This window comes from Streptomyces sp. B21-083, from assembly GCF_036898825.1.
In the GTDB taxonomy this organism is placed as follows: Bacteria; Actinomycetota; Actinomycetes; order Streptomycetales; family Streptomycetaceae; genus Streptomyces.
Window position 1 is genome coordinate 2,955,263 of record NZ_JARUND010000002.1, and the last position, 26,111, is coordinate 2,981,373.

Annotated in this window: 20 protein-coding genes; 12 read left to right on the forward strand and 8 right to left on the reverse strand. The window is 68.9% G+C overall.

Translation table 11 applies throughout. The features are described 5' to 3' along the window. Nucleotides 1–123: 123 nt before the first annotated feature. The gene (locus tag QA861_RS37235) at nucleotides 124–1,431 is read left to right on the forward strand and encodes a pyroglutamyl-peptidase I (RefSeq protein ID WP_334593168.1); all 1,308 of its coding nucleotides are present in this window, start codon (nucleotides 124–126) and stop codon (nucleotides 1,429–1,431) included. Here QA861_RS37235 and QA861_RS37240 read toward each other — a convergent pair. After that, complete coding sequence (locus tag QA861_RS37240) at nucleotides 1,404–2,210, reverse strand: EI24 domain-containing protein (RefSeq protein ID WP_334593169.1); 807 nt, start codon at nucleotides 2,208–2,210, stop codon at nucleotides 1,404–1,406. The two genes, QA861_RS37235 and QA861_RS37240, sit on opposite strands and share 28 nt — an antisense overlap. A 197-nt stretch (nucleotides 2,211–2,407) precedes the next feature. Between QA861_RS37240 and QA861_RS37245 the strand changes: the two genes are divergently transcribed. Beyond that, nucleotides 2,408–5,020, forward strand: a complete 2,613-nt coding sequence (locus QA861_RS37245; RefSeq protein WP_334593170.1) for a M14 family zinc carboxypeptidase — start codon at nucleotides 2,408–2,410, stop codon at nucleotides 5,018–5,020. Beyond that, complete coding sequence (locus tag QA861_RS37250) at nucleotides 5,017–6,204, forward strand: serine hydrolase domain-containing protein (RefSeq protein ID WP_334593171.1); 1,188 nt, start codon at nucleotides 5,017–5,019, stop codon at nucleotides 6,202–6,204. The genes QA861_RS37245 and QA861_RS37250 overlap by 4 nt, the downstream gene beginning before the upstream one ends. Nucleotides 6,205–6,285: 81 nt before the next feature. On the opposite strand, the gene QA861_RS37255 is transcribed toward QA861_RS37250, so the two are convergent. Then, nucleotides 6,286–7,314: an NADP-dependent oxidoreductase gene (locus QA861_RS37255; RefSeq protein ID WP_334593172.1), complete on the reverse strand. Its 1,029-nt coding sequence runs from the start codon at nucleotides 7,312–7,314 to the stop codon at nucleotides 6,286–6,288. A 130-nt stretch (nucleotides 7,315–7,444) separates the two neighbouring features. Here QA861_RS37255 and QA861_RS37260 point away from each other — a divergent pair, with 130 nt between their 5' ends. After that, nucleotides 7,445–7,882 carry a MarR family winged helix-turn-helix transcriptional regulator gene (locus QA861_RS37260; RefSeq protein WP_334593173.1) on the forward strand — a complete coding sequence of 146 codons (438 nt, stop codon included), beginning with the start codon at nucleotides 7,445–7,447 and terminating at the stop codon, nucleotides 7,880–7,882. 122 nt (nucleotides 7,883–8,004) lie between these two features. Here QA861_RS37260 and QA861_RS37265 read toward each other — a convergent pair whose 3' ends face one another. The 6 genes from QA861_RS37265 to QA861_RS37290 all read right to left on the reverse strand — a co-directional run bounded on the left by QA861_RS37265 (nucleotide 8,005) and on the right by QA861_RS37290 (nucleotide 15,119). After that, entirely contained in the window at nucleotides 8,005–8,832 is an 828-nt protein-coding gene (locus QA861_RS37265; RefSeq protein ID WP_334593174.1) for an SCO2400 family protein, read from the reverse strand. Between the two features lie 198 nt (nucleotides 8,833–9,030). Further along, nucleotides 9,031–10,071 (reverse strand): galactofuranose ABC transporter, permease protein YjfF, encoded by a 1,041-nt coding sequence (gene yjfF / locus QA861_RS37270; RefSeq protein ID WP_334593175.1) that lies wholly within the window; start codon nucleotides 10,069–10,071, stop codon nucleotides 9,031–9,033. Next, nucleotides 10,071–11,192 carry an ABC transporter permease gene (locus QA861_RS37275; RefSeq protein ID WP_334593177.1) on the reverse strand — a complete coding sequence of 374 codons (1,122 nt, stop codon included), beginning with the start codon at nucleotides 11,190–11,192 and terminating at the stop codon, nucleotides 10,071–10,073. Before QA861_RS37275 ends, yjfF begins: the two co-directional genes overlap by 1 nt. Next, nucleotides 11,189–12,727 (reverse strand): sugar ABC transporter ATP-binding protein, encoded by a 1,539-nt coding sequence (locus QA861_RS37280; protein WP_334593178.1) that lies wholly within the window; start codon nucleotides 12,725–12,727, stop codon nucleotides 11,189–11,191. The genes QA861_RS37275 and QA861_RS37280 overlap by 4 nt, the downstream gene beginning before the upstream one ends. A gap of 145 nt (nucleotides 12,728–12,872) precedes the next feature. After that, nucleotides 12,873–13,874 carry an ABC transporter substrate-binding protein gene (locus QA861_RS37285; RefSeq protein ID WP_334593179.1) on the reverse strand — a complete coding sequence of 334 codons (1,002 nt, stop codon included), beginning with the start codon at nucleotides 13,872–13,874 and terminating at the stop codon, nucleotides 12,873–12,875. A gap of 228 nt (nucleotides 13,875–14,102) precedes the next feature. Then, nucleotides 14,103–15,119, reverse strand: coding sequence for a LacI family DNA-binding transcriptional regulator (locus tag QA861_RS37290; RefSeq protein WP_334594966.1), 1,017 nt, complete (start codon nucleotides 15,117–15,119; stop codon nucleotides 14,103–14,105). 497 nt (nucleotides 15,120–15,616) lie between these two features. On the opposite strand from QA861_RS37290, the gene QA861_RS37295 reads away from it, so the two are divergent. From QA861_RS37295 to QA861_RS37330, 8 genes are all read left to right on the forward strand, one after another. Beyond that, nucleotides 15,617–16,774, forward strand: a complete 1,158-nt coding sequence (locus QA861_RS37295) for a mandelate racemase/muconate lactonizing enzyme family protein (RefSeq protein WP_334593181.1) — start codon at nucleotides 15,617–15,619, stop codon at nucleotides 16,772–16,774. Continuing rightward, nucleotides 16,771–17,775, forward strand: coding sequence for a zinc-dependent alcohol dehydrogenase (locus QA861_RS37300; protein WP_334593182.1), 1,005 nt, complete (start codon nucleotides 16,771–16,773; stop codon nucleotides 17,773–17,775). The genes QA861_RS37295 and QA861_RS37300 overlap by 4 nt, the downstream gene beginning before the upstream one ends. 166 nt (nucleotides 17,776–17,941) lie before the next feature. After that, nucleotides 17,942–18,910 (forward strand): hypothetical protein, encoded by a 969-nt coding sequence (locus tag QA861_RS37305; protein WP_334593183.1) that lies wholly within the window; start codon nucleotides 17,942–17,944, stop codon nucleotides 18,908–18,910. Nucleotides 18,911–19,057: 147 nt separating this feature from the next. Next, nucleotides 19,058–20,164: a multiple monosaccharide ABC transporter substrate-binding protein gene (gene chvE / locus QA861_RS37310; protein WP_334593184.1), complete on the forward strand. Its 1,107-nt coding sequence runs from the start codon at nucleotides 19,058–19,060 to the stop codon at nucleotides 20,162–20,164. Between the two features lie 32 nt (nucleotides 20,165–20,196). Continuing rightward, entirely contained in the window at nucleotides 20,197–21,747 is a 1,551-nt protein-coding gene (gene mmsA / locus QA861_RS37315; RefSeq protein WP_334593185.1) for a multiple monosaccharide ABC transporter ATP-binding protein, read from the forward strand. After that, on the forward strand, nucleotides 21,744–22,988 hold the full coding sequence (mmsB, locus tag QA861_RS37320) for a multiple monosaccharide ABC transporter permease (protein WP_334593186.1): 1,245 nt from the start codon (nucleotides 21,744–21,746) through the stop codon (nucleotides 22,986–22,988). The genes mmsA and mmsB overlap by 4 nt, the downstream gene beginning before the upstream one ends. A 27-nt stretch (nucleotides 22,989–23,015) precedes the next feature. Further along, entirely contained in the window at nucleotides 23,016–24,110 is a 1,095-nt protein-coding gene (locus QA861_RS37325) for an aldose epimerase family protein (RefSeq protein ID WP_334594967.1), read from the forward strand. A 182-nt stretch (nucleotides 24,111–24,292) separates the two neighbouring features. Continuing rightward, complete coding sequence (locus QA861_RS37330; RefSeq protein ID WP_334593187.1) at nucleotides 24,293–26,059, forward strand: pyridoxal phosphate-dependent aminotransferase; 1,767 nt, start codon at nucleotides 24,293–24,295, stop codon at nucleotides 26,057–26,059. Nucleotides 26,060–26,111: the final 52 nt, after the last annotated feature.

Below are 26,111 nucleotides of genomic sequence, written 5' to 3' on the forward strand. Positions count from 1 at the left end.
CCACCGTCTCACTCGCGTCACGCGCTATGGCGTAGACCACTTCCGTCACGCGATACTGCCGCCGTCGACAGCACAGCACCTCACTGCTGGCTCCCCCCACGGCGACGGAAGGCCTGAACTCCCTTGAGCAACCCACGTGTACGGATCGGTGTCCTCGGACTCGCACTGCTGGCGGGGCTCTCCGCGCCCGTCACCGCCTCGGCCGCCGACGCCCCGGCCTCGCCCAGCGCCGCACCCACCGTCGAGGAGCAGCGACTCGACCAGGCCGCACCTCAGGAGATCCTCCGGCGTTCCGGATTCGACTCCGTGGCACCGGAGTTCGCGCGGGCGCTCGGCAAGGGGCGCTCGTACGAGGACGCCCGCCGACTCGTCGTACACCAGGCGGCGGCGTTGTGGCGGCGGGCCGTCGACCGGGCGCAGGGGCGCGGGCCGGCCGGCGGTGATCTGAGCCGGGACGACGACCGGCCGCTGTACTGGGCGCGGCTCGGGATGACCCGTGAACTACGGGTGTGGCAGCCGTCGTTCGGGATACGCGGCGACCAGCGGACCGCGCTGTCGGGCGAGTTGGAGCGGAACTCGCGCGGACAGACGTCGATCCGCTATCCGGGCGGTGGGAGGCTGAAGCGTGTTCTCGTCACCGGGTTCGATCCGTTCACCCTCGACCGGGACATACGGATCTCCAATCCGTCCGGGGCCACCGCGCTCGCCCTCGACGGCACGGTGATCGAGACGGCGGACGGGCCGGCCAGGGTCGAGACCGCGGTGTTCCCGGTGCGCTGGCAGGACTTCACGGAGGGCACGGTGGAGCGGACGCTGAAGCCGTATCTGCCGAAGGTCGATCTGTTCACCACCGTGAGTCAGGGGCGGGTCGGGCGGTTCGACGTGGAGCGGACCAACGGGGCCTGGCGGGGCGGCTTCGGGGACAACGAGAACATCGGCCGGACGGAGACCGTGCCGGTCGCCGACCCGTCCTCGCAGCCGCAGTGGACGTCGACGACCTTGCCGTACAAGGCGATTGTCGCCGCCGACACCGGCCGGTTCCCCGTGTACGACAACACGGGCGTGACGGAGATACCGGCGGGCGGCACCGTTCCCGTGGTCCGGGCGGACGGGCCCACCGCCGGGTCGACGGCTCGGGCCGGGGGCGGCGGGGACTATCTGTCCAACGAGATCGCCTACCGGGCAACCCTGTTGCGCGACCGCCTCGGTCTGGGCGCCACGCTTCCCGGCGGCCATGTGCACACGCCGGTGCTGCAGTTCGGGACGGGCAACACCGACCCGGCGACCGGCGCCGTGACCGACCCCGACTTCGTGCGCGACCGGCTGGACATCATCGCCCAGGTGCGGTCGATCCTGACCGTGGCCGTGGACGCGTCCGGTGGCTCTTCCGGTCACTCCTCCGGTCAGGACGCCGAGGCCGACGTCTCCTGATCCTCGGAGTCCTCGTCCTCCGGGGACTCCGTGGTCTCCTCGCCGAGCAGGTCGCGGGCCATCATCGTGGCGCCCGCGACCGCGCCCGGCATCAGGAAGACGGCCACGAACGGCACCAGGAAGGCCAGCCCGAGCGGCGTACCGAAACCCCACACGAGCAGCTTGCGGGAGCGCAACAGGGCGAGGCGTTCCCGGAGTTCGACCCGGCGCCGCTGCAGGGCGACTCCGGTCAGCTCCTCGGTGAGGAAGAACCCGGTGACCATGAAGCCGAGCACGGGTACGACGGTCTGCCCGACGAACGGAATGAAGCCGAGGGCGAAGAGGAGCACCGCCCAGCACAGGGCCCGGACGAGGACCCGGAGGCTGTCGCGGGCCGAGATCCACAACTCCCTGTGCAGCGGCAGGCCCGACTCGGGGGCCGTGCCGTCCGGGGACACGTCCCGGTCGACCTTCTCGGAGAGGTTCTCGTAGAAGGGCTGGCCGATGAGGAGGGTCATCGCGGTGAAGGTGAGGACCGAGAGGAGCAGGGCCAGGGCGAAGAGGAGCGTGGTGAGGAAGCCGCGGAAGAGACCGAGCCAGGGGCTCGACCAGTCGTCGGCGAAGGGGGTGGCCCACGCGGTGAGGTCGGTGCCGTAGAGGGCGAGGGCCGTCAGGGCGGCGAGGTAGAGGACAAGGGTGAGGAGGCCGGGCAGCAGCCCGAATCCGTAGCTCCTGCCGTGTCGGGCGACCCAGCGCTGGCCCTTCAGGAGATAACGGAAGCCTGTCGCGAGATCGCTCATGGGGGAACTCTATCGGGGCCCCTTTCGGCCCTCACGGCATCCGCCGTCCGGGGCATCCGTGGCACGGAGACCCTCTTGTCGGCGTTGAGTCGAGAAGGTACATCTCGCCGTACCGATCTCAGGAAGCACAGCAAGCACCGGACTACCGGAAGTAACGGAAGTAACGGAAGTAACAGGAAGCATGGGAGAAGGTACGCGTGCGTCGCACAAGACCCGTTCCACCGAGCCCTGTTCTGCTCACCGTCCTCGCCGTCACCACGGCGGGCTCGCTCCTGCTCACCCCTCACACCGCCACCGCCGACCGCAAGCCCGTCACCCGTGAGGAGGCGGAGGGCCCGGGGGCGCCGGGCGAGCGGTCCGCTGTCGACCGGCGTGCCGCGACGGCCCCGGCCGCCGCCGCCGTCCGCGCCCTCGCCGCCCCCGTCACCGATCTCGGCGACAAGGGGCGCGGCTACCCCCGCGAGCAGACGCTGTCCCCCGACCCGGTGAACCCGGCGGACAAGTCCATCAAGCTGGGCCTGACCCCGTACCACGCCATCGCCCCCAAGCTGAACGCCCTTCAGCGGCTGGGCGACCGGGTGAGCGTCGAGGTCGCGGGCCGTTCGGCGGGTGGGCACCGGCTCTACCTGGTCACGGTCACCGCGCCGGAGAGCGCGGCCCAGACACGCGCCCAGGAGGGTATGCGCGAGCTGATCGAGAACGCGCCCTCGGTCGCCGCCAAGAGCCGGACGGTCAAACGGACTTACAAGGCGCCCGTCTTCGTCAACAACAACATCCACGGCAACGAGTGGGAGGGCACCGACGCCTCCCTGAAGATCGTCGAGCGGCTGGCGACCGCCACCGACGCCAGAACCCGGGAGCTGCTCGCACACAGCCGGCTCTACTTCAACATCACCGCCAACCCGGACGGCCGTATCGCCGGCACCCGTGCCAACGCAGGCGGGTTCGACCTGAACCGGGACTTCGTCACCTCCTCGCAGCCCGAGGGGCGGGCGATGCGGCAGATCGAGATCGACAAGCAGCCGACCGTCATGCTCGACCTGCACGGATACGTCAACGGCACCCTCATCGAGCCGACCACTCCCCCGCACGGCGAGAACTACGAGTACGACCTGTTCCTGAAGAACACCTACGCCAACGCCCTGGGAATGGAGGCCGCCGTCAACGGCCTCGGGTACACGCCGGCGAAGGACGGTGTCGAGCCCGCCCAGATCCCGTTCCGTGATCAGCAGGAGGGCTGGGACGACTGGCCGCCGATCTTCACCCCGCAGTACGCGGCCTTCCACGGCACGGTCGCCGCGCACACCGTCGAGATCCCGATGACGGTCAACAACCGGGCCTACGACACCCTTTCGGTCGCCGAGTTGCGCCGCCGCAGCGCGATCAACGTCGCCGTGGCCGGGGCGGCCATCACCGCGACCTTCGACTACGTCCAGGATCACCGGACTTCGCTCGTCGCCGACCAGATCGAGGTCTTCCGGCGCGGTGCCACGGGGGCCGCGCAGGTGCCGGTGTCGGCCAAGAGCGTGCCGGGTGTTCCGGGTATCGGGCCGGAGGACGTCTACACGACCACCTTTCCCCGTGCGTACGTCATTCCGGCGGGCGCCCCGGGCGGGCGGTCTACGCCCGCCGCCGCCCGGCTGGTCGACCATCTGCTCGCCAACGACATCAGGGTCGGCCGCGCGAGCCACGCCTTCCGGCTCGGCGGACGGACGTACGAGAAGGGCTCGTACGTCGTCGACATGCGCCAGCCGAAACGCGGACTCGCGAACGTGCTGCTCGCCGACGGGCGGGACATCAGCGACAAGGTGTCGGTGATGTACGACATCTCGGGGTGGAGCCTGGGCCGGCTGTGGGGCGCGACCGTCCGGCCGGTCGGCAGCGGCAGTCTGTCGGGCGTGCCGCTGCGGGCGGTGACCGCCGCGACGCGCGTCGGGTATGTCGCTCCGCACGGCAGGCTACGGCTGCGCCTGGACGACCCACGGGAGATCGCGGCCCTCAACTCCCTTCTCCGGAAGGGTGTTTCGGTACGGCGGGCGGCGGACGGCAGTGCGATCGTCCCGGCGTCGGCGCGTAAGGAGGCGCTCGCGGCGGCCCGTACGTACGACGTGGCCTTCGACTCGACGAAGGCGACCGGAGTCTCCGTCCTGCGGCGCACCCGGGTCGCGGCGGCCGTCCCGCCCGGGGAGCTGTTCGCGCTGCGGGAGATGAACTTCGAGGTGACTCCGGTGTCGACGGCTCTCCTCAACGCCGGTTTCGACTGGGCCGGGGTGGAGGTGCTGTTCGTGTCGCAGGACGTGGAGTACAAGGGCCTGAACCCGGCCGCCCGTAAGGCGCTCGACGCCTTCCTCGGCTCCCGGGGACTGGTCGGCCGGGGTGCCACCGGGGCCGCGCTGAACTCCGCCGCCGGGCTGCTGGCGGCGAAGCCGGTGGAGGGCAACGGGGACGCCAACGGCGTTGTCCGGGTGGTGAATTCGGGCCGCAGTCCGGTCACCGGCGGGGCGCCGGACCATGGGTTCGTGTACGCGCCCGTCTGGTTCACGGACCTGGGACCGGGCGTGCGCGTCGACCAGTCGTACGGGAGCGGGAATCCTCTCGTCTCCGGGCACTGGCGGCCGTTCCCGGACGGGTCCGGGGGGCCGGGGGCGGCTGCGGGACAAGCGTCGGTGGTCAGCGGGCCGCACGCGGTGCTGTTCGGCACCGAGCCGCTGTTCCGGGACCACCCCAAGGGAGAGTTCGCGCAGGTGGCACGTGCTTTGCTGAGCGTGCCGACCACGCCGATCGGCACGTCGAGCAAGGAGAGCGGATGACGCGGGAGACCAACGGGGCCGTAGGACGACTCGTCCACGGCACGGTCACCGAGGGCTTCGAGGCGGTGCGGGAGGAGTTCGCCGCCTTCGTCGCCGGTGAACTGCCCGACTACGAGGGCCAGTTGTGCGCGTACGTGCACGGCCGACGGGTCGTCGACCTGTGGGCGGCCCCGGACACCGAGCCGGACTTCGGGCCGGACAGCCTCTACGGGGTGTACTCGTCCACGAAGGGCGCCGCCCATCTCGTGGTCGCCCTGCTGGTCCAGGAGGGCACCCTGGAGCTGGACCGCAAAGTCACCTACTACTGGCCGGAGTTCGCCCCCGAGGGCAAGGCGGCGCTGACCCTGCGCGACCTGATCTCGCACCGGGCGGGGCTGGTCGGCAGCGACGCCGGGTTCACCCTGGAGGAGCTGGCCAGCGACCGGGTGATCGCCGAACGCCTCGCGGACCAGCGCCCGTTCTGGCGGCCGGGCAGCGCCTTCGGCTATCACGCCCTCGTCATCGGCGCGTTGACCGGCGAGATCGTACGGCGCGCCACGGGCCGTACGCTCCAGGAGGTCCACGAGGAGCGGGTGCGGGCCCCGTACGGCCTCGACTTCTATCTGGGGCTGCCGGAGGCGCTGGAGCCGCGCTTCCGTACCGTCCAGCCGATGCGGCCGACGCCGGAGGAACGGGCGTTGCTCGACTCGCTGCCCTCCGGACCGCACACGCTCGCGTCGATCGCCTTCAACCGCAACGGGGCCGAGCCCACCGACATCGAGTCGCTGCCCAACCACCGGGTGGTCCGCGAGAAGGGGCCGGCGTCGGTCGGCGGAGTGGCGTCGGCGCGTGGGCTGGCCGGGCTGTACGCGGCGGCGATCAGTGCGGTCGGTGAGCAGGCGCCGCTGCTGAAGCCGGACACGGTGGCGGAGTTCGGCCAGTTCCACTCGGCCGGCTACGACCTGGTGGCCCGGGCGCACAAGTCGTTCGGCCTGGGCTTCCAGAAGACGGCGGACGTGGCCTACCCGTTCCTGGGCGCCAACACGATCGGCCACAGCGGGGCGGGCGGCTCGCAGGCCTTCGCCGACCCGCACTGCGGTCTGGCCTACGGCTACACCCGGCGCCGGTACGCCTTCCCGGGCGGAGCGGCGCCGGAGAACGAGCGGTTCGTGCGGGCCGCGCACACGGCGGCGCTGCGCGGCTGACCCGCGTATCGGCCACGACGACGCCGGCCGCACCCCACGTCCAGGGGTGCGGCCGGCGTCGGCGGCTCAGGTGGTCGAAGCTCAGAGCTTGACGATCATCTTGCCGGTGTTGTCGCCGCGCAGGACCCCGAAGAACGCCTCCAGGTTGTTCTCGATGCCCTCGACGACCGTCTCGCGGTACTTGAGCTCGCCGGAGCGGATCCAGGCGCCGACCTCCTCGACGAACTTCGACTGGAGGTCGTAGTGGTCGTTGACGAGGAGGCCCTCGATACGGCCGCGGGTCGCGATGAGGCGGGCGAGGTTCTTGGGGCCGGGGGCCGGCTCCGTGTTGTTGTAGACGGAGATCATGCCGCAGATGGCGATGCGGCCGGCGTGCTTGAGGGAGCCGATGGCCGCCTCCAGGTGGTCGCCGCCCACGTTGTCGAAGTAGACGTCGATGCCGTCGGGGGCGGCCTCGCGGAGCTGCGAGGCGACCGACCCGTCCTTGTAGTTGAAGGCGGCGTCGAAGCCGTACTCCTCCACCAGCAGCTTGACCTTCTCGTCGGACCCGGCGGAGCCGATGACCCGGGAGGCACCCTTGAGCTTGGCGATCTGCCCGACCTGGCCGCCCACGGCGCCGGCGGCGCCGGACACGAACACGACGTCGCCCTCCTTGAAGGAGGCCGTGCGCAGGAGGCCCGCGTAGGCGGTGAGGCCGGTCATGCCGAGCACACCGAGGTACGTCGACAGGGGCGCGGCGTCGGGGTCGACCTTGACGGCGTCCTTCGCGTTCACCGCCGCGTACTCGCGCCAGCCGAGGAAGTGCAGGACGTGGTCGCCGACCGAGATGCCCTCCGCGTTGGAGACGACGACCTCGCCGACGGCCCCGCCCTGCATGACCTTGCCCAGCTCGAAGGGGGCGACGTACGACTTGGCGTCGCTCATCCGGCCACGCATGTAGGGGTCCACGGAGACGTACAGGTTCCGCACCAGCACCTGGCCCTCGCGGGGCTGCGGGAGGGCTGCCTCGACCAGCTCGAAGTCCTCGGCCTTGGGCCGGCCGACCGGACGGCTGCGCAGGTGCCATTCGCGGTTGACGGCGGGAAGGGCGGGGGTGGGGGTGTCGGACATGAGGAGGCCTTCCGGTGCGGCTGGGTATCGCTGAGTATCTACGTGCTCTACGGCTCAGATGCTTCAGTACGTGAAACAATAATGCTCCTGAATATTTCAGGGTGTCAAGTAAAGGGGTAGCCTGGAGAGCATGGCCACACCGGAGAAGACCCGCCGCATGGACCCCCTGAGCCTGGAGGTCGTCGACCTCATCGGGGCGGTCGTGGCCCGCTATCACGAGGAGTACGAGGAGGCGGCCACCCGGCACTCCCTCACCGGGGCGCAGGCGCGCCTGCTGAGCCTGCTCTCGCTGGGTCCCCTGCCGATGCGGCAGCTGGCACGGAAGCTGCGGTGCGAGCCGTCGAACGTCACCGGGATCGTGGACCGCCTGGAGTCCCGGGATCTGGTCGAGCGCCGCCCCGACCCGTCGGACCGCCGGGTGAAGCTGGCCGCGTGCACGGACGAGGGCCGCCGGGTCGCGCGGAGCCTGCGCGACTCCCTGGACTTCGCACGGGAGCCGCTGGCCGGGCTGTCGGAGGAGGAGCGGGTGCTGTTGCGGGGGCTGCTGGTGCGGATGGTGGAGGCGTGACCGCGGGCGCGGACCGGGGTCACGGAAGGTCGCGGGCGGGGTCACGACGACACGGCGGACTTCGTCACCCCGTGGGGTCGAACCCCGTCTCCGTCACGCTCGGCGCCACGGCCCTCACCCGCCTATGTGCACCACCAGAGGAACTGCTCGCACGTCTCCGAAGGTGAAGGTTCCGGCGTCGGATCCGCTCCGGTCGGGTCCGTGGACGGGGTCGTCGAGTCCGTCGGGGGCGAGGACTCGTCCCTCGTCGGCGTGGGCGCCGTACCGATCGGCGCCGACTGGGCGTCCTTGCTCCTGCTCGGTGAGACCGACGGTGACGGTGATCCCGAGCTCTCCGACGCGGACGGCGACGCCGACGCGTCCGAAGACGGCGAGTCCGACGCGTCCTCGTCCGCCGAGGCCGACCGCTCGTCGGACAGGGGCGTCTCCGTGGCGCCGGTCTTCGCCGTCGCGCCGTCCGTCGCCCCGCCGTCCGCCGCCGCGGCGTTCGGGTTGGAACCCGGCGCGTCCGTGCCCAGCTCGGCGAGACTCAGTCCGCCCGCCGCGAGCACGAAGCCCGCGACGACGAGCAGCGTCCGCTTCCGTCGCCGCCGGTGCGCGGCGGCCTTGCGGTCCCGTCGGCTGCCGGCCGTCTGCCCGGCGTCGTCATAGGTGCCGGCCTCGGCGTCGTCCTCGGCGTCGTTCTCGGCGTCGTCCTCGTACTCGTCGGTGCCTTCCGCGGCCGGGGCGGCGGAGGCCGCTTCCCGTCCGCGTGCGCGACCTGCCTTACGGACCGCCGCCCGCCCAGGACGCGTCGCCTCGTCGACAGCACCCGCCGAGTCGTTCGCGTCCGTTTCCGGGCGCGCGTCGGTCTCCTCCGGGTACCCGTGGCGAGGTGCGATCGATGAGCCGCACCCCGGGCAGGCGAGTGCGCCGTTGAGGTGCCGTTGGCACTGCTGGCAGTAGTCCATGACGCGGGAAGAATAAGTTCCGCACGGGGAGCGTTCCTAGGGGTCGCTGTGAATATTCCGTGCGGAACTTGCGTTTTGGGTTTGCCCAGTTGAGGTCAAGGCCGATCATTCCGTGCCAACTTCTGACACGCCGAAGCGGTCCGTCGCACGGCGTACGCGCGACGGACCGCTCCGAGCCTGAGTGCTTTCCCCTACGGCTCAGGTTTTCTTACGGGCCGTCATGGCCCGCTGGATCAGGATGAACGCGCAGAGCAGCACGCCCGTCGCGATCTTCGTCCACCAGGAGCTGAGTGTGCCCTCGAACTGGATGATGCTCTTGATGAGGCCCAGGACGAGGACGCCGAACAGGGTGCCCATGACATAGCCCGAGCCGCCCGTCAGCAGCGTGCCGCCGATGACGACCGCGGCGATCGCGTCGAGCTCCATGCCGGTGGCGTGCAGCGGGTCACCGGACTGGATGTACAGGGTGAAGAGCAGACCCGCCAGCGCCGAGCAGAAGCCGCTCACCGTGTACACGGCGATCTTGGTGCCGCCCTGCGGGAGACCCATCAGCATCGCCGAGTGCTCGTTGCCGCCGATGGCGTACACCCGGCGGCCGAAGCGGGTGTAGTGCAGGACGTAGAAGGCGATGGCCAGCACCACCAGCGCGATGATCGCGCCGATCGACAGGAAGCCCACCCCCAGTTGTGCCTGCGCCTGCGCCATGCTGCTCACCGAGGAGTCGTCGATGGCGATCGACTCCTTGCTGATGACCAGGCACAGACCCCGGAAGAGGAACAGGCCGGCGAGGGTCACGATGAAGGGCTGGATCTCGAAGTTGTGGATCACATAGCCCATCAGGAAGCCGCCGAAGGCTCCGACGCCCAGCGCGATGGGGATGACGACCAGGATGGGCAGCTCCTGCTTCTGCACCAGCCATGCCGTGAGCATGGTCGTGAAGCCGATCACCGAGCCCACGGAGAGGTCGATGCCGCCCGAGAGGATGACGAAGGTGGCACCCACCGCGGCGACCAGCAGGTAGCCGTTGTCGATGAACAGGTTGAGGAAGACCTGCGGTTCGCCGAAACCGTAGTTCTGGTAGCGGCCGAGGCCCACGAGGTACATCACGACGAAGAGCGTGGCGGTCACCACGACGGGCAGTCGCCGGTCACCGAGCAGCCGTGCCGCCTTGGACGCGGTGGAGGCGGACGCGGTCCCAGGGCTGTGCTGGGTCTTGGGGGGCTGGGCGGTCGTGCTCATCACGACACCTCCATCTTCGGGGCTGCCGCGGTCGTCGGGGCGGTGTCCGCCGGGGTGGCGGCCGACGTGCCGCCGCCCTTCGCGCCGGACCCGGAGCCGAACTTCCCGCCGAAGACCTTGGCGCGGAACTTCGGGGACTGCAGCAGGCAGACGACGAGGACGACGACGGCCTTGAAGACCAGGTTGGTCTGGGTCGGTACGCCGATGGTGTAGATCGTGGTGGTCAGGGTCTGGATGACGAGGGCGCCCACCACCGTGCCGCCGATCGAGAACCGGCCGCCCGTGAGTGACGTACCGCCGATGACGACGGCGAGGATCGCGTCCAGCTCGATCCACAGGCCCGCGTTGTTGCCGTCCGCCGCGGAGGTGTTGGAGCTGATCATCAGGCCCGCGATGCCGGCGCACAGGGCGCAGAACACGTACACCATGATCTTGATGCGCAGGGACCTGATGCCGACCAGGCGGCTGGCCTCGGCGTTGCCGCCGACCGACTCCACGAGCAGGCCGAGGGCCGTGCGGCGGGTCAGGGCCACCGTGATGGCCACGACCGCCGCCACCACGAAGATGGAGAAGGGCAGGGTCAGCCAGTAGCCACCGCCGATCAGCTTGTACGGCTCGCTGTTGATGGTGATGATCTGGCCGTCGGTGATCAGCTGGGCCACGCCTCGGCCCGCGACCATGATGATGAGGGTCGCGATGATGGGCTGGATGCCCATCCGGGCCACCAGGAAGCCGTTCCACAGGCCGCAGACGACCGCGGCCACGAGGCCGATGCCCATGGCCAGGAAGACTCCGGCCAGGGAGTCCTGGTCGGCCTGGTCGCTGATGTACGAGCAGGTCAGGGCGCCGGTGATGGCGACCACGGCGCCGACGGAGAGGTCGATGCCGCCGGTCGCGATGACCAGGGTCATACCGACGGCCACCAGGATCAGCGGCGAACCGAACAGCACGATCGAGACGAGGCTGCCGTAGAGGTGGCCGTCCGTCATCTTGATCGAGAAGAAGCCGGGGGTGAAGGGGACGTTGATCAGCAGCAGGACGACCAGCACGGCCACCGGCCAGAACAGGTTGTGCTGGGTCAGCGCCCGCCAACGGGGAGTGGGGGTCGGAGTGGTGGTCACTGGTGCTCTCCGCTCGCGATGGTCTCCAGGATCCGAGTGGGAGTGATCTCGGGCCCGTTGGCGATCCGGGCGACCAGCTTGCGGTCGCGCAGCACGCCGATGGTGTGGCTGAGCCGGAGTACCTCCTCCAGTTCCGCCGCGATGTACAGCACGGACATGCCTTCCTCGGAGAGCGAGACCACGAGTTTCTGGATCTCCGCCTTCGCGCCGACGTCGATGCCGCGTGTCGGTTCGTCCAGGATCAGCAGCTTCGGCTGGGTGATGAGCCAGCGGGCGAGCAGCACCTTCTGCTGGTTGCCGCCGCTGAGCTGACCTACCCGGGCCTCCGGGTTGGCGGGGCGGATGTCCAGCGCCTTGATGTACTTGGCGACGAGTTCGTCGCGCTGGGCGACCGGGATGGGCCGGGTCCAGCCGCGGGACGCCTGCAGGGCCAGGATGATGTTCTCGCGCACCGTCAGGTCGGGTACCAGGCCCTCGGACTTGCGGTTCTCCGAGCAGAACGCGACCCCGGCGCCGATGGCGTCGTTGGGGGCGCTCATGGAGACCTGCTTGCCGCCGATGGTGAGCTTGCCGCTGTCGGGCTGGTCGGCGCCGAAGAGCAGTCGGGCGAGTTCGGTACGGCCGGAGCCGAGCAGGCCCGCCAGGCCCAGGACCTCGCCCTTCTTGATCTCCAGGTCGAAGGGGGCGATGCCGCCCGTCCGGCCGAGGCCCTCCGCTTCGAGCAGTGTCTCGCCGACCTCGGCGTGCAGCTGGTGCTCGTGGAGCCCCTCCAGCTGGTCCATGGCCTTGCCGATCATGAGCTGGATCAGTCCGACCTGGTCGAGCTCGCTGACCAGGTGCTCGCCGACGAGGGTGCCGTTGCGCAGGACGGTCATACGGTCGCAGATCTCGTAGATCTGGTCGAGGAAGTGCGAGACGAACAGGATCGCGACGCCTTCGTCCCTCAACTGCCGCATCAGGCGGAACAGTTCGAGGACTTCGTCGCGGTCGAGGCTTGAGGTCGGCTCGTCCAGGACCAGCACCTTGGTGCCGGCTCCGGCGCCGTCGCTGTCGCCGGTGCCCACCGACCGTACGATCGCGACCAGTTGCTGCACGGCCAGCGGGTACGAGGACAGGGGCGCGGTGACGTCGATGTCGAGGCCGAGCCGGTCGACCAGCTCCGCCGCGTCCTTGCGCATGAGCTTCCAGTCGATGCGGCCGAAGCGCGTGGGCTCACGTCCGATGAAGATGTTCTCCGCCACCGACAGGTTGGGGCAGAGGTTCACCTCCTGGTAGACGGTGCTGATGCCGGCCTGCTGCGCCTGGAGCGGGCTGCCGATCCGCACGGTCTTCCCGTCGAGGGTGACCGTGCCGCCGTCCAGCGCGTAGACGCCGGTCAGCACCTTGATGAGGGTGGACTTACCGGCTCCGTTCTCGCCCATCAGGGCGTGGATCTCACCGGGGAAGAGCCGGAAGTCGACACCCGACAGAGCCCGTACCCCCGGAAACTCCTTGACTATGCCCGTCATCTCCAGGACGGGCCGCGGCTCTGCCATGGCAGCGCTCCTTGAATCTCGTTCAGGCCCACGGTTGTTTGTTCGGGCCCGCGATTTCGTTCAGGCCCGCAGGGAGCCCCCGGGACCGTCCTCCGTACGGAGGTTCCGGTCGGGTGGGGGGCTCCCTGCCGATGGGTGCGGTCGGTCAGTACTTGCGGGTGGGGAGGGCGGCCTTGGCCTGGTCCTGCATGAAGTCGCCCTCCTTGGTCTTGATCCAGCGCTCGACCTTCTCGCCGTTCTTGACCTTCTTCACGACCTCCATCAGCTGGGGGCCGAGCATCGGGTTGCACTCGACGATGGCGTTGATCTTGCCCTCGGACATGGCCACGAAGCCGTCGTGGACGCCGTCGCACGAGACGATCAGGATGTCCTTGCCGGGCTTCTTGCCCGCCGCCTCTATGGACTGGATGGCGCCGATCGCCATGTCGTCGTTGTGCGCGAAGAGGACGTCGATGTCCGGGTTGGACTGGAGGAAGGCGGCCATGACCTGCTTGCCGCCGGCGCGGGTGAAGTCACCGGTCTGGCTGACGACGATCTTCCAGTCGGAAGCGTGGTCGGCGTCCATGACCTCCTTGAAGCCCTTGGCACGCTCGATCGCGGGGGCGGCACCGGTGGTGCCCTCCAGCTGGGCGATCTTCACGGCACCCTTGTGGCCGGCCTTCGCGAGGACCTTCTCCAGGAGCTTGCCGGCGCGGCGGCCCTCGTCCGTGAAGTCGGAGCCGACCAGGGTGACGTACAGGGATTCGTCGGAGGTCTCGACGGAGCGGTCGGTGAGGACGACCGGGATCTTCTTGGCCTTGGCCTCCTTCAGTACCGCGTCCCAGCCGGTGACGACGACCGGGGAGAAGGCGATGACGTCCACGCCCTGCGTGATGTAGCTGCGGATCGCGGAGATCTGGTTCTCCTGCTTCTGCTGCGCGTCGGAGAACTTCAGGTCGTAGCCGGCCTCCTTGGCGGCGGCCTTCACCGAGTCGGTGTTGGCGCTGCGCCAGCCGCTCTCCGAGCCGACCTGGGAGAAGCCGAGGACGATCTTGCCGGCGCCGCCGCCGGAGGTGGAGGAGCTGTCGTCCTTCTTGGCGCAGGCCGCCAGGCCCGTCGCAGCCGCCACGCCGACCGCCGCGGTGAGGAAGTTCCTTCTGTTGAGCATGTGTCTTCTCCTTTGAAGAGCCGCCGGCCCGGTGATGGGCCCGCTGGTACTCGTGGTGCTCGTGGTGCTCATGGGGGGTGCTGGTCTTACCGGTGGTGCTGGTGGTGCTTTTTGGTACTCGTGGGGCTTGGTGTGACAGGTCGCGATACGTCCAACCTGTCGATCATTGTTCGAGATGTCGACCGCGCCGATGGGGCGAGGGCGATCGTCGAACCGGTGTGTGCCCCCTCAGCCGGGAGCGGTCGCCGACTGAGGGGCGTAGGGGAAAGTACTGGCGCGGACGAGGAGTTGGGGTTCGATGGCGACCCGGGACGTCCCGGACGGGGGCCGGCCCTCGATCAGGTCGAGCAGCAGGGCGATGCTCTGCTTGCCGACCGCCGAGAAGTCCTGCCTGACGGTGGTGAGCGGCGGAGCGAAGAACTCCGATTCCGGGATGTCGTCGAAGCCCACCACCGCGACGTCCTGGGGAGTGCGTACGCCCGCCTCACGCAGCGCCCACAACACCCCCAGTGCCATCTGGTCGTTGGCGACGAAGACGGCGGTCAGGCCGCGGCCCACCCAGCCGGCGAGTTCCTGGCCGGCACGATAGCCCGACAGCGGGCTCCAGTCTCCCCGCAGCGGCGCCGGGGGTTCGATGCCCGCCGCTTCGAGGGTCGTGCGCCAGCCGTCGGCCCGGTCGACCGCCTCCTGCCAGTTCTCGGGCCCGGCGAGATGCCAGACGGTGCGGTGGCCGGTGGCCAGCAGATGGCCGGTGGCGAGCCGCGCGCCCAGCCGCTGGTCCACGTTGACGCTGGGGATCTCCACGCCGGAGCCGGTCCCCACGGCCACCACCGGGAACGGGTGGCGGAGTTCGGTGAGGGCCTCGACCGCCGACCGCTGCGGGGCGAGGGCGATCACTCCCTCCACCCCGCCCTCACTGAGCCGGTGCATGGCCTCGGACACCGTCTCGACGTTCAGTTCGCGCAGGCTGACCGTCGAGACGAGATACCCCTCGGCGCGTGCGGCCTCCTCCAGCGCGAACAGCGTGCTGGCCGGCCCGTAGAGCGTGGTGTTGGAGGCGACCACACCCAGGGTGAGGGTGCGCCGGGTCGCCAGCGCCCGTGCGGAGGAGTTGCGGCGGTAGCCCATCTCCTCGATGGCCTGCAGCACCCTGGCCCGTGTCTCGTCCCGCACGTTGGGGTGGTCGCCCAGTACGCGGGACACGGTCTGGTGGGACACGCCGGCCTGGCGTGCCACGTCGGCCATGGTGGGCGGCCGGAGCTGCGAGTGGGGCTGGAAACTGGTCTGCGACTGGGTCACGGCTGCACCTCCCTGGCGGTCGTCTGCGGATAAGTCCTTCGATGCGGGCGGTCGTCTCCGCGCCCCCGGCCTCATGCCGGGCTTCCGGAAAGCCCCATGGTGTCGGGCGGGGTGGCGGGTTGGGGCACTGCCGACATGACGCTCGTACCTCCCCGGATGCCGTTGGTCGACGACTGATGAATGCGGAGGTCATTGTGAGCGCTAACAATCGACGCCGGTCAAGAGGGATGCGCCAGGGAGGCTGTCACGGTTGGATAACGCGGCACACCAAGGCCAGGAGGGGTGTCGCTGCGAAGATGTGGGAACGGATGACTGTTGTCCAAGACACACCCAGGGTTGTGCGTTAGACCCATTGACACTCTGCCCGAAGTTTCCTTACTGTCGCGACAGCATTTCGAACAAGTGACGAAATCTCGAACAGACCAAGAGGACGAGGGAGTACCGTGCGCATCACGGGAATCAGCACGCACGTGGTCGGTACGCCGTGGCGGAACCTGACCTACGTCCAGGTGCACACCGACGAGGGACTCACCGGCGTCGGCGAGACCCGCATGCTGGGCCACACCGACGCGCTGCTCGGCTATCTGCACGAGGCGCAGACCAATCACATTCTCGGCTCCGACCCGTTCGCTGTCGAGGATCTCGTCAAGCGCATGAAGTACGGCGACTACGGCCGCGCCGGCGAGATCGTGATGTCCGGCATCGCCGTCATCGAGATGGCCTGCTGGGACATCAAGGGCAAGGCCCTCGGCGTCCCGGTGTGGCAGCTGCTCGGTGGCAAGGTCACCGACAAGGTCAAGGCGTACGCCAACGGCTGGTACACCACCGAGCGCACCCCGGAGGCCTACCACAAGGCGGCGCAGGGGGTCATGGAGCGCGGTTACAAGGCGCTCAAGATCGACCCCTTCGGGACCGGCCACTTCGAGCTGGACCACGCGCAGAGCATGTACGCCGTCTCGCTGATCGAGGCCGTACGCGACGCCATCGGGCCGGACGCCGAGCTGATGCTGGAGATGCACGGTCGCTTCTCCCCCGCGACCGCCATCCGCCTCGCCAAGGACCTGGCGCCCTTCAAGCCCGCGTGGCTGGAGGAGCCGTGCCCGCCGGAGAACCTGAAGGCGCTGGAGAAGGTCGCCGCCAAGGTCGACATCCCGGTCGCCACGGGTGAGCGGATCCACGACCGGATCGAGTTCCGGGAGCTCTTCGAGAGCCAGGCCGTGGACATCATCCAGCCCGACGTCGGCCACATCGGCGGCATCTGGGAGACCCGCAAGCTGGCCGCGACCGCCGAGACCCACTACACGCTGGTCGCGCCGCACAACGTGGGCGGACCGGTCCTGACCGCGGCCTCCCTCCAGGTCGGGTTCACCTCCCCGAACTTCAAGATCCTCGAGCACTTCAACGACTTCGCGGACGCGGAGATCAAGAAGGTCGTCAAGGGCGCCCCGGAGGTCGTGGACGGCTACTTCCACTTCTCCGACAAGCCCGGCCTCGGTGTCGAGCTGGATGTGGACGCGGCGGCGGAGTTCCCGCAGCAGCAGGCACGCTTCGACCTCTGGGCAGAGGGCTGGGAGCAGCGCAAGCCCAAGGGGACCGAGTGAGCAGCACCGTGGTGATCGAGGCTCCGGGCGTGCACCGAGTGGTGCCGCACGAGCCTCGTCAGCCGGGGGCCGGCGAGGCCCTGGTGCGGGTCCACGCCGTCGGGATCTGCGGCAGCGACCGCGAGGTCTACCAGGGCAACAGGCCGGAGGGGTACGTCCGTTACCCCCTCACGCCGGGTCACGAGTGGTCCGGCACGGTGGCGGCGGTCGGGGCGGGGGTTCCTTCGACTCTCGTAGGCCGCAAGGTGGTCGGTGAGGGTTTCCGCAACTGCCAGGTGTGCGACCGCTGTCACGCCGGTGAGACCACGCTGTGCACGGCCGGATACGAGGAGACCGGGTTCACCGAGCCCGGCGCGATGGCCACCACCCTGACGCTGCCCGCCCGTCTGCTGCACGTTCTGCCCGAGGACGCGGATCTCACGGCGGCGGCGCTGCTGGAGCCGGCCGCGTGCATCGCGGCCGCCGCGCTCAAGGCGAACGCCGTTCCGGGTGAGCGGGTCGCCGTGGTGGGCACGGGGACGCTCGGGATGTTCGCGATTCAGTTCCTGAAGGCGGGCTCGCCGTCCGAGCTGCTGGTCGTGGGGACGCGTCCGGACCGGGCCGAGCTGTCGAAGAAGTTCGGCGCCACGGCCTTCCTCACGAAGGACCAGGAACTGCCCGGCGACTTCGACGTCGTCATCGAGACCGCCGGGTCCGCGGACGCGGCACGTACCGCAGCCGCCCTGCTGCGGCGCGGTGGCCGGCTGGTCCTCACGGGGATCCCGGCGGCGGGTGCGGACGGGCTCGACCCGACGGATCTCGTCGTACGGCAGCTGGAGGTGCACACCGTGTTCGGTGCGGCTCCGGATGCCTGGGCGCACACGGTGCGGGTCTTCGGGGCCGGGCTCCTCGATCCGCTGCCGCTCGTCACGCACGAGCTGCCGCTGGAGGAGTTTCCGCAGGCCATCGAGCTGGTGGGGTCGGGCGACCCGAAGGTCGGAAAGGTCCTGCTCCGGCCGTGACACACCCCTGAGCCGTACGCCGGTACGGGGTACCTGACGACTCCGTACCGGCGTACATCCAAAGTCTTGTGCAACCAGAGCCGCGAACCTTGTCCGAAATACCGAACTTGCTGAACCTGCCGGACCTCGCGAATCCGCCGGACCTGCCGATCCTGAAGGACAGACTGTGACCGACACCACCGCCTCCGCAGCCCGACGCCCCGGAGAGCCCGCGCTCACCGCGCTCGGCCTGGGCGCGCCCGCCCTCGATCCCTCCGACGCCTCTCCGCACTCCTTCCCCGGCGGCGGTCGCTGGCGTACCGAGGTGCCCTCCGTGGAGGGCCCCGAGGCCCTCGGTGTGGTCCTCAAGGAGTCCTCGCGGCTCGACGTGCCGATCCACCGGATCAGCCAGGGCAGCGGCATCTGGATGCTCACGGACGCCGAGATCACCGAGATGGTGGAGGCGACGGCCGAGCGTGACATCGAGCTCTGCCTGTTCACCGGTCCGCGCGGCACCTGGGACATCGGCGGCTCCACCCGTACCGACTCCAAGGGCGGCGGGCTGCGCGCCCGGGGTCACGACGCGGTCGCCGGCTGCGTCGAGGACGCGGTGCGCGCGACCGAGCTGGGCGTGCAGTGCCTGCTCGTCGCCGACGAGGGCGTGCTGTGGGCCCTGCACCGGGCGCGGCTCGCGGGGATCATCCCGGCCGAGACGACGCTGAAGGTGTCGGCGCTGATCGGGCCGGTGAACCCGGCCGCGTACGCCGTGTACGAGAACCTCGGCGGTGACTCGATCAACGTGCCGAGCGACCTGACGCTCGATCACCTCACCGAGATCCGGCGGGTCTCCGCGGCTCCCATGGACATGTACATCGAGGCCCCCGACGACCTCGGCGGCTACATCCGGATGTACGAGGTCGCCGAGCTGATCCGGCGCGGCGCCCCGCTCTACCTGAAGTTCGGACTGTCGAAGGCTCCCGGGATCTACCCCTACGGGAACCACATGCGCGATCTGGCCCTCAACACGGCCAAGGAGAGGGTGCGGCGCGGCCGGCTCGCCCTGGACCTCCTCGCACGGCACGGCGCGGACGGCGACATGGCGCCGCTCGGCTCTCGGCTGCCCGGTGATCTGAAGCGGTTCGAAACACCTGCATAACGTTACGGACAACGCCCCTTCACAAAACCCGACGCAGTCACACAGACTCCGACACGACTCCGTCTGTCCCATCTCTGTCCCACACGCTCCGCTCGCCGGGCGCCCCGACAGACCGCTCCAGGCCTCAAGACATCAAGGATGATGATCATGCGCACTCGCAGAGCCGCACTTTCCGCCATAGCCTCCTCGGCCGCCCTCGCCCTCTCCCTCACCGCCTGTGGTCAGAGCAGCGAGGGTGGCAGCGACGCCAAAGCGGACAGCGCCAAGGGCGGGACGATCGGCATCGCGATGCCGACCAAGTCCTCCGAGCGCTGGATCACCGACGGCGCCAACGTCGTGAAGGACCTCCAGGCCAAGGGCTACAAGACCAAGCTGGTCTACGGGGAGGACGACCCCGACCAGCAGGTCTCGCAGATCGAGAACCTGATCACGCAGGGCGTCAAGGCGCTGATCATCGCCGCCATCGACAACAAGTCCCTGAACAACGTGCTCCAGCAGGCCGCCGACGCCAAGATCCCGGTCATCTCCTACGACCGCCTGATCCTCGGCACGAAGAACGTCGACTACTACGCGTCCTTCGACAACGAGAAGGTCGGCAAGCTGCAGGCCACCTACCTCGCCGACAAGCTCGGCCTGGCCAGCGGCAAGGGCCCGTTCAACATCGAGCTGTTCGCCGGCTCCAACGACGACAACAACACCAAGTACTTCTTCAACGGCGCGATGAGCGTGCTCCAGCCGTACATCGACAGCAAGAAGCTGGTCGTCAAGTCCGGACAGACCCAGCTCACCAAGGTCACCACGCTGCGCTGGGACGGTGCCACCGCCCAGAAGCGCATGGAGGACCTGCTCACCTCCACGTACACCAGCGGTCGGGTCGACGCGGTCCTCTCGCCCTACGACGGCATCTCCATCGGCATCCTCGCCGCGCTGAAGTCGGACGGCTACGGCACCAAGGCCAAGCCGCTGCCGGTCATCTCCGGCCAGGACGCCGAGCTCGCCTCGGTGAAGTCGATCATCGCCGGCCAGCAGTCGATGACCGTCTACAAGGACCTGCGCAAGCTCGCGAAGGTCGCCACGGACATGGTCGACGACTCGCTCAACGGCAAGAAGCCCGAGATCAACGACACCAAGTCGTACGACAACGGCACCAAGGTCGTCCCCGCCTACCTGCTGCAGCCGGTCAGCGTCGACAAGTCGAACTACCAGAAGGAACTCGTCGACGACGGCTACTACACGGCCGACCAGCTCAAGTAAGCGTCGAACCTTAAGGATTGGAAGGCAAGACCATGGCGGGACCCGTCCTGGAAATGCGCTCGATCGTCAAGACCTTTCCCGGCGTCAAAGCGCTGTCGGACGTGTCACTGACCGTCCGTCAGGGCGAGGTCCACGCCATCTGCGGTGAGAACGGCGCTGGGAAGTCCACCTTGATGAAGGTGCTCTCCGGCGTCCATCCGCACGGCAGCTACGAGGGGGACATCCTCTTCGAAGGAGAGATCTGCTCCTTCAAGGACATCCGGGCGAGCGAGCAGCACGGCATCGTCATCATCCACCAGGAACTGGCACTGTCGCCGTACCTCTCCCTCGCGGAGAACATCTTCCTCGGCAACGAGCACGCCAAGGGCGGGTTCATCGACTGGCGGCAGACCCTCGGGCACGCCACGGAGCTGCTGCGCCGGGTGGGTCTGAGCGACCACCCGGAGACCCGCGTCGCCGACATCGGTGTGGGAAAGCAGCAGCTCGTGGAGATCGCGAAGGCGCTGTCGAAGAAGGTGAAGCTCCTCATCCTCGACGAGCCGACGGCGGCGCTGAACGACGAGGACAGCGACAAACTCCTCGATCTGATCCTGGAGCTGAAGAACCAGGGCATCACCTCGATCATCATCTCCCACAAGCTCAACGAGATCCGCAAGGTGGCGGACTCGGTGACGATCATCCGCGACGGGCACTCCATCGAGACGCTCGACGTGAAGTCGGCGGAGACGACCGAGGACCGGATCATCAGCGGCATGGTGGGCCGCGACCTGGACCACCGCTTCCCGGAGCGCACTCCGCACCACCCGGAGGAGGGCGCCGCTCCGGCCCTGGAGATCCGCGGCTGGACCGTGCACCACCCGATCGACCAGCAGCGCAAGGTCGTCGACGACGTGTCCATCCAGGTACGGCGTGGGGAGATCGTCGGCATCGCGGGTCTGATGGGCGCCGGCCGCACCGAGCTCGCGATGAGCGTCTTCGGGCGCTCCTACGGCCGGTACGCGGGCGGCACCGTCCTCAAGGACGGCAAGGAGATCCGGACGAAGAGCGTCGCGGAGGCGGTCGACAACGGTATCGCCTACGTCACGGAGGACCGCAAGCACTACGGCCTCAACCTCATCGACACGATCAACCGCAACATCTCGCTCACCGCACTGGGCAAGGTGGCCAAGCGCGGCATCGTCGACGAGCAGGAGGAGCGGAAGGTCGCCGAGAGCTTCCGCAAGTCCATGAACATCAAGGCCCCGACCGTGTTCGAGCGGGTCGGCAAGCTCTCCGGCGGCAACCAGCAGAAGGTCGTCCTCAGCAAGTGGATCTTCGCGGGGCCTGACGTGCTGATCCTGGACGAGCCGACGCGCGGTATCGACGTCGGCGCCAAGTACGAGATCTACACGGTCATCGACCGGCTGGCGGCCGAGGGCAAGGCGGTCGTCTTCATCTCCTCCGAACTGCCCGAACTGCTCGGCATGTGCGACCGCATCTACACCATGGCCGCCGGGCGGCTCACGGGCGAGTTCTCGCGTGCCGAGGCCACGCAGGAAGTGCTGATGCGTCAGATGACAAAGGACAAAGAGGTAACGCGATGAGCACCGATGTGACCAAGAGCCCGGCCGCCGCGCCGCCTGGCAAGGGTGGCGGGTCCGCCTCCGGTGGCGGACTGCTCCGGCTGGTGCTGGACGGATTGCGCCGCAACATGCGCCAGTACGGCATGCTGCTCGCCCTCGGTCTGATCGTGATCCTGTTCCAGGTGTGGACCGGCGGCGACCTGCTGTTGCCGCGCAACGTCTCCAACCTGGTGCTCCAGAACAGCTACATCCTGATCCTCGCGATCGGCATGATGCTGGTGATCATCGCGGGTCACATCGACCTGTCGGTCGGCTCCCTCACGGCGTTCACCGGCGCCTTCGCGGCCGTGCTGATGGTGCAGCACGACATGGCGTGGCCGCTGGCGCTGCTGCTGTGCCTGGCCATCGGCGCGGCGGCCGGCGCGGCACAGGGCTTCCTGATCGCCTACTTCGGCATACCGTCGTTCATCGTCACCCTCGCGGGCATGCTGATCTTCCGCGGTCTGACGGAGATGCTCCTGAAGGGCCAGACCCTCGGCCCCTTCCCGGACGGTCTCCAGAAGATGGGCAACGGCTTCCTGCCCGTGGTCGGCCCGGACACCAACTACCACAACCTCACGCTGCTGCTGGGCTTCACGCTGATCGCCTTCTCGGTCATCCAGGAGATCCGCGACCGCAAGCGGCAGCAGGAGTTCGCCCTCGAAGTGGCGCCCAGGAACCTCTTCATCCTCAAGCTCGTCGCCATCGTCGCCGCGATCCTCACGGTCACGATGCTGCTCGCCAGCTACAAGGGCGCGCCGATCATCCTGATCGTCCTGGCCCTGCTGGTGGTCGGCTACGGCTACGTCATGCGCAACGCGGTCTTCGGCCGTCACATCTACGCGATCGGCGGCAACCTGCCGGCCGCGAAGCTGTCCGGCGTCAAGGACAAGAAGGTCACCTTCCTCGTCTTCCTGAACATGGGCGTGCTCGCGGCCCTGGCAGGCATGGTGGTCGCCGCCCGTCTGAACGCGGCCTCGCCGAAGGCGGGCCTCAGCTTCGAACTCGAGGCGATCGCCTCGTCGTTCATCGGCGGCGCGTCCATGAGCGGCGGTGTCGGCACCGTCCTCGGCGCGATCATCGGTGGTCTCGTCCTCGGCGTACTGAACAACGGTATGAACCTCCTCAGCGTCGGCACCGACTGGCAGCAGGTCATCAAGGGCCTCGCCCTGCTGGCCGCGGTCGGGTTCGATGTGTGGAACAAGCGCAAGGTCGGTTCGTAAGCAAGTCCTGAGGGGGCCTCGCGGACACTGCGTCCGCGGGGCCCTTCGGCTTTTCGCACGAGAGGCAGGAACCCGGTGAAGGAACTCTTCGGCAAACTCTCCGACGGGACGGCGGTCCACCGCTGGTCGCTGGAGAACGGCGGCACCCGTCTGAAGGTCCTGTCGTACGGCGGGATCGTGCAGTCCCTGGAGATCCCGGACAGCGAGGGCCGGTACGCCAACGTCTCCCTGGGCTTCGGCACCATCGAGGACTACGTCGCCGGCAGCCCCTACTTCGGTGCCCTGATCGGCCGGTACGGCAACCGCGTCGGCGAGGGACGGTTCACGCTGGACGGCACGGTCCACCAGCTGTCCGTCAACGACGGCGAGAACAGCCTGCACGGGGGCGCCGAGGGCTTCGACAAGCAGGTGTGGGACATCGAGCCCTTCACCGACGGGTCCGACATCGGCCTGGTCCTCCAACACACCAGCGCCGACGGCGAGATGGGCTTCCCCGGCACACTGCGGACGAAGGTCACCTACACCCTCACCGAGCACGGCGACTGGCGCATCGACTACGAGGCCACCACCGATCGCGTCACCGTCGTCAACCTCACCAGTCACGTCTACTGGAACCTGGCCGGCGAGAGCGCCGGCTCGATCAACGGTCACGAGCTGGAGATCGCCGCCGCCCGCTACACCCCCGTCGACGCCGGCCTCATCCCCACCGGCGAGCCGGCCGAGGTCGCGGGCACCCCCTTCGACTTCCGGGCGCCCAAGACGGTCGGCGCCGACCTCCGCGCGGCCGACCAACAGCTGCTGTACGCCAAGGGCTTCGACCACAACTGGGTCCTCGACAAGGGCGTCACCGGGGAGCCCGAGCACGTGGCCACCCTCAAGGACCCGGCGTCCGGCCGTACGTTGAGGATCGCGACCACCGAACCGGGCCTGCAGTTCTACTCGGGCAACTTCCTCGACGGCACCCTCGTCGGCGCCGGCGGCACCATCCACCGCCAGGGCGACGCGCTGTGCCTGGAGACCCAGCACCACCCGGACTCACCGAACCGGCCCGACTTCCCGTCCACGGTGCTGCGTCCGGGCGAGACCTACCGCACGACGACGGTCCACTCGTTCGACAGGTGACGGCCGAACGCGTCGCGAGTGATCGGTTTCACAGGAGCTTCACAATTTTCCATCGAAGCCACAGCGGTTGAACAGCGCCTCACAGCCGTCCGTATTCAGGTGTGGCCCGCGCTCCCCCGCGCGGGCCACCCAGAGCTGGAGGACCCGTCCTCCCCAACGGGTCCGCCACATACGGAGGTTCCATGGCCGACAACGTCACCTCGCTCTTTCGCAGCACGGCGGCGCACAGCCCCTCGATGGCTGCGCTCGCGCGAGAGAGCGACGGGACCGGCCCGGTCGACTTCTGTATCCCGTGTAACCCCTACTTCCCCACCCCGGCCATGATGGACACCATGTCGGCGCGGCTGCGCGACATCATCACGTACTACCCGAGCAGCGCCGACACGATCACCGCCGAGCTGTGCAATCTGCTTCAACTGCCGCCGCAGGCCGTGGCGATGGGCAACGGCTCGACCGAACTGATCACGTGGATAGACCACTTGCTGGTCCGTGAGTCCCTCGCCGTCCCCGTCCCCACCTTCGGCCGCTGGACCGACCAGCCCATGGAGACCGGCAAGCGGGTCGACATGTTCCCGCTCCAGGAGTCCAGCGGCTTCTCCCTCGACCTCGCCCAGTACGCCGAGTTCATCCGGGCGCGCGGCACCCGGGTCGCCGTCATCTGCAACCCGAACAATCCCGACGGCGGTTTCCTGCACAAGCACGCGCTGGTGCAGTTCATGGACGCGATGGCCGACCTCGACCTGATCATCATCGACGAGTCGTTCCTCGAGTTCGCCGACGCCGAGGCCGAACCGAGTGTCGTGCAGGAGGCGATGATGCGCCCCAACGTGATCGTCCTGCGCAGCCTCGGCAAGAACTTCGGTCTGCACGGCATCCGCTTCGGCTACATGGTCGCCAACCCGTCGCTCGCGGGCCGCGTCCGGTCGATGCTGCCGAAGTGGAACCTCAACGCCTTCGCCGAGTACGTGGTGTTCATGCTCAAGGAGCACGGCCAGGAGTACTCGCAGAGCCTCCACCAGGTGCGCCGGGACCGCCTCGACATGGCGAGCCAGCTCTCCTCCCTGCCCGGCCTGACGGTCTACCCGTCACAGGGCAACTTCCTCTTCGTGCGCCTCCCCGTCGGCGCCGAGGGCACCGTGGTCCGGGACCGGATGCTCACCGAGCATCGCATCCTGGTCCGCGAGTGCGGCAACAAGATCGGCTCGTCCAGTCGCTTCCTTCGTCTCGTGGTGCGCCCCCAGGTGGACGTGCGTCGCCTGGTGTCCGGCCTGGAACAGGTGCTCTACGGGACCAGGAAGGGAGCCGCCGTACCCGAGCTGAGTGCAGGGACCAACTACAGCTCGGGCACGGCGGCGGTGGACAGGCTGGTCAGTGCCACCAACGGGGGCGGTATGCCGGGCCTAGCCGCTCAGGCCCTCGGTACCGGTATGCCCGGCGGTTTCGCAGCCGCCGCGGCAGCCGGTACCGGCATGCCGACCCCCATCGCCGCCCCCATGCAGACGCCGACTCCCATGCAGCTGCCGGCCGCCATGCAGTCCGGCGGCTCCGGCATGCAGATGCCGGCGGCGATGACCGCGCAGAGCTACGGCGGCGGGGGCGCCCAGAGCTACGGCGGCCCGGGCACACAGATGCAGATGCCCATGCAGCCGCAGCAACCGCAGCCGGTCCCGCAGCCGCAGATCCCCCAGCCCCAGATGCAGATGCAGATGCAGCCGCCTCAGATGCAGCAGCCCCAGCCGCCTCAGCAGCCTCAGCAGCCTCAGCAGCCGATGGGCCAGCAACCGATGGTCCCGCAGCAGCCCACCCCGTCCGGCGTCCCGGCCCGCAACGGCCTCACGGCCGCCCAGGTCCGCGGCACCACCGGCCCGGGCCTCACCCCGGCCCCGGCAACGGGCTGGCCGGCCGCCCAGAGCTGGCCCAACGCGGCGGGGATGGGTCAGGCGGGCTGAAGAACCGCGGGGCGGTAGGTCTTTCGGCAGGGTCGAGGCGTCGGGCGATGAG

Coding starts and splice junctions, on each gene's coding strand:
- QA861_RS37280 (WP_334593178.1), bottom strand. CDS start 12,727: ATGGCAGAGCCGCGGCCCGTCCTGGAGATGACGGGCATAGTCAAGGAG.
- QA861_RS37330 (WP_334593187.1), top strand. CDS start 24,293: ATGGCCGACAACGTCACCTCGCTCTTTCGCAGCACGGCGGCGCACAGC.
- QA861_RS37285 (WP_334593179.1), bottom strand. CDS start 13,874: ATGCTCAACAGAAGGAACTTCCTCACCGCGGCGGTCGGCGTGGCGGCT.
- mmsA (WP_334593185.1), top strand. CDS start 20,197: ATGGCGGGACCCGTCCTGGAAATGCGCTCGATCGTCAAGACCTTTCCC.
- chvE (WP_334593184.1), top strand. CDS start 19,058: ATGCGCACTCGCAGAGCCGCACTTTCCGCCATAGCCTCCTCGGCCGCC.
- QA861_RS37260 (WP_334593173.1), top strand. CDS start 7,445: ATGGCCACACCGGAGAAGACCCGCCGCATGGACCCCCTGAGCCTGGAG.
- QA861_RS37250 (WP_334593171.1), top strand. CDS start 5,017: ATGACGCGGGAGACCAACGGGGCCGTAGGACGACTCGTCCACGGCACG.
- QA861_RS37240 (WP_334593169.1), bottom strand. CDS start 2,210: ATGAGCGATCTCGCGACAGGCTTCCGTTATCTCCTGAAGGGCCAGCGC.
- mmsB (WP_334593186.1), top strand. CDS start 21,744: ATGAGCACCGATGTGACCAAGAGCCCGGCCGCCGCGCCGCCTGGCAAG.
- QA861_RS37290 (WP_334594966.1), bottom strand. CDS start 15,119: ATGGCCGACGTGGCACGCCAGGCCGGCGTGTCCCACCAGACCGTGTCC.
- QA861_RS37255 (WP_334593172.1), bottom strand. CDS start 7,314: ATGTCCGACACCCCCACCCCCGCCCTTCCCGCCGTCAACCGCGAATGG.
- yjfF (WP_334593175.1), bottom strand. CDS start 10,071: ATGAGCACGACCGCCCAGCCCCCCAAGACCCAGCACAGCCCTGGGACC.
- QA861_RS37265 (WP_334593174.1), bottom strand. CDS start 8,832: ATGGACTACTGCCAGCAGTGCCAACGGCACCTCAACGGCGCACTCGCC.